Annotated in this window: 1 protein-coding gene; it reads left to right on the forward strand. The window is 60.1% G+C overall.

The features are described 5' to 3' along the window. The coding region (gene gltB / locus H5U08_RS12390) for a glutamate synthase large subunit (RefSeq protein ID WP_297033490.1) at window positions 1-3,857 on the forward strand (3,857 nt) is incomplete at its 5' end. Window positions 3,858-3,890 lie beyond the last annotated feature (33 nt).

The raw sequence follows: 3,890 nt of genomic DNA on the forward strand, positions 1-3,890 counted from the left end.
CCAACACATTCCCGAGCTGGAAGCTGGCCCAGCCGTTCCGCATGATTGCCCACAACGGGGAAATCAACACGCTGCGGGGTAACATCAATCATTTGGCGGCTTATGAGAAACGGATGTCGTCGCCGCTTTTCGGGGACGACATCAAGGAGATTTGTCCGATCATCGAGCCGGGTGTGAGCGACTCTGCGGCATTCGACAACTGCATGGAGTTACTTGTGCGTGGTGGGCGGTCGGCGCCCCACGCCCTCATGATGATGATTCCGGAGGCCTTTGGGCCGAAGTATCACATCAGCACGGACAAACGGGCGTTCTACGAGTATCACGCGGCCATCATGGAACCGTGGGACGGTCCGGCGGCGATCGTGTTCACGGACGGCCGACTCGTCGGGGGCACGCTTGACCGTAACGGTTTGCGTCCCTGCCGCTACCTCGTCACCGACGACGGTCTCGTCATCCTGGCAAGCGAGACCGGCGTGGTTGAGTTTCCGCCGGAGAAGATTCGCCAGAAAGGACGTCTTCAGCCCGGCAAGATGTTCCTCGTGGACACCGTGGAGCAGCGGATCATTTCTGACAACGAAGTCAAAGGAAAACTCAGCCGCCAGCGGCCGTACCGACGATGGCTGGAACAGAATCGCATCGAGCTGCGGGGGTTGTTCCTGCCCTCGACCAATGCCGACGGAGATCCCGAGACGCTTTTTGAGCGATTGCGGGCCTTTGGATACACCGGCGAGGATCTCACGATGATTCTGGCTCCCATGGCCCGTGATGGCCAGGAGCCGGTCGGATCGATGGGCAATGACGCGGCGCTGCCGGTGCTCTCCGACAAGCCGAAACTCCTGTTCAACTATTTCAAGCAACTGTTTGCTCAGGTGACCAATCCTCCGATCGATCCGCTGCGGGAAGGGTTGGTCATGTCTTTGATGACGTTTACCGGCAAGCACGGGAACCTGCTGGATGAGCAGCCGGAGCACTGCCGCCAATTGAAGCTCCCGCATCCGATTTTGACCAACGACGACATGCGGCGGCTCAGGGAGGCGAACCATCCGCATTTGAAGGTGGCGACATTGAGCATGCTCTTTCCGGCAGAGACGGATGATCCTGAAGGCGCGTTGCGGGAGGCGGTCGAGAACCTGATTGCTTCTGCTGAAAAAGCCATCCACGAGGGGGCCTCCCTGCTGATCCTGAGCGATCGGGGAGTGAATGGGACCTGGGCGGCCATTCCCAGCCTCCTGGCCACGGCGGCCGTTCACCATGGGCTGCTTCAGCGGGGGCTGCGAGGCGAAGCGGGCCTGGTTGTCGAAAGCGGTGAACCGCGCGAGGTCATGCATTTCTGCCTGCTGCTGGGGTATGGGGCCAACGCCATCAACCCCTATCTCGCTTATGAAGCCATTTACCACCTGTATCGCAATAAAGACCTGCCGCCGGGACTGACGCTGGAGGAGGCCATTGATCAGTACATCAACGCGGTGAAGAAGGGCATCCTCAAGACGATGTCCAAGATGGGGATTTCCACCCTGCGAAGTTACCACGCGGCCCAGCAGTTTGAAGCGGTGGGACTGGATCGCTCGGTGGTGGACACGTACTTCTGCGGAACGGCTTCGCGGATCGGCGGAGTGGATCTGAAAGTCATCGCGGAGGAGGCTCTGGCTCGCCACCGCAGCGGATTTGGACCGCGAGAACCGTGGGCTTTGCCTCTCGATTTCGGCGGCGAATATCACGAGCGGTTGGACGGAGAACGGCATCTGTGGAATGCCGAGACGGTGACTCTCCTCCAGCATGCGCTTATCAACAACGACTGGAATAAATACCTGGAATTCGCGGATCGGGTGAACAAGCAGAACGAAGCCCTGTGCACACTCCGCGGATTGTTCGACTTTGAATACGGAGAACCGGTTCCCCTCGACGAGGTGGAGCCGGCCAGCTCGATTGTCCAGCGGTTCTACACCGGGGCGATGTCCCACGGGTCGATCAGCAAGGAGGCTCATGAAACGCTGGCCATCGCGATGAACCGACTGGGGGCTCTGGCGAACACGGGTGAAGGGGGTGAAGACCCCATCCGTTACCGTCCGCTGCCCAACGGAGATTCGGCGAACTGCGGCATCAAACAGGTGGCCAGTGGGCGGTTCGGCGTGACGATCGAATATCTGGCCAACGCCAAGATGCTCCAGATCAAAATGGCCCAGGGAGCCAAGCCAGGAGAGGGTGGGCAGCTTCCCGGACATAAAGTGACGGAGGAAATCGCCCGGTTGCGGCATTCCACGCCGGGTGTGTCTCTCATTTCACCTCCGCCCCACCATGACATTTACTCGATCGAAGATTTGGCCCAGTTGATTTACGATCTCAAGGCGGCCAATCCGGAGGCACTGGTTTCGGTGAAACTGGTGGCGGAAGTAGGGGTGGGGACTGTGGCGGCCGGTGTCGCCAAGGCCAATGCCGATGAGGTGCTCATCAGCGGTCACGATGGAGGCACGGGTGCCAGTCCTTGGTCTTCCATCAAGCATGCGGGGATTCCCTGGGAAATCGGCCTGGCGGAAACGCAGCAGACCCTGGTGGCCAACGGTCTTCGGGACCGAATCCTCGTTCAGGTGGACGGGCAGATGCGGACCGGCCGCGACGTGGTCATTGGAGCCCTGCTGGGCGCGGAACGCTTTGGCTTTGGGACAGCGGCCCTGGTCTCGTTGGGCTGTATCCTCATGCGGAAATGCCACCTCGGTACCTGTCCGGTGGGTATCGCCACGCAGAAGCCCGAGTTGCGGGAGCGTTTTGCCGGTCGGGCGGAATACCTCATAAGATATCTTCTGTTCGTCGCTGAGGAAGTTCGGCAGTGGATGGCCAAGCTCGGCTTCCGCCGATTTGACGAGATGGTCGGTCGGGTGGATCGGCTGAAGGTGCAGCGGGCTGTCAACCACTGGAAGGCGAAAGGGCTCGATTTTTCGGCGCTCTTGACACCGCCCCCGGGCTTTCCCGATGTGCCCCTGCGGCGCATCCGTCCCCAGACCAATAAGCATCTGGACCATCTCGACCGGCAGATTCTGCCCCAGATTCAGAGTGCGTTGGAGGAGAAAAAGCCGGTGGTCCTGGAGATGCCAATCCGCAATATCCACCGTGCCGTAGGGACCACCATCAGTTATTACGTGACGAAGAAATACGGCAGCGCAGGGCTTCCCGACAGCACCATTCACCTTGTTTTCCGCGGTTCCGCTGGCCAGAGTTTCGGGGCCTTTTTGGCGCCGGGAATCACCCTGGAGCTCATCGGCGACGCCAACGATTATCTGGGGAAAGGGCTCTCCGGTGGTCGAATCGTGGTGCGGACTCCGCCGGGAAGTCCGTTTGACCCCACGGAAAACGTCATCGTGGGGAACACGCTTCTGTACGGGGCGACGTCCGGCGAGGTGTTCATCAACGGTCTGGCGGGTGAGCGTTTCGCTGTCCGTAACAGTGGTGCTGTGGCCGTGGTGGAAGGCGTCGGTGACCACGGCTGTGAGTACATGACCGGCGGAATTGTGGTGGTGTTGGGACGGACCGGCCGGAACTTCGCCGCCGGTATGAGCGGGGGTATCGCCTACGTCCTCGACGAGCATCAACTGTTCGATACCCTCTGTAATCTCGATATGGTGGACCTGGAATCCGTGTGGCAGCCGGAGGATCAGAAACTGCTCCGCAGTCTCATCGAGCGGCACTACGTGTGGACGGGAAGTGCTCAGGCCAAACGACTCCTGGAGCAGTGGCCGGAAGCGGTGGGCAAATTCGTCAAGGTCATGCCCATCGAGTACCGGGCGGCGCTGGAAAGGATGAGAGAGCAGGAACAGGTTCGGGCAGATCAAACACCGGCAACAGAGGAGGTGTTCAGTGGGTAATCCAACAGGGTTTTTGAAATATCCTCGGGTGGA

Source organism: Thermogutta sp., assembly GCF_014359955.1.
GTDB lineage: Bacteria > Planctomycetota > Planctomycetia > Pirellulales > Thermoguttaceae > Thermogutta.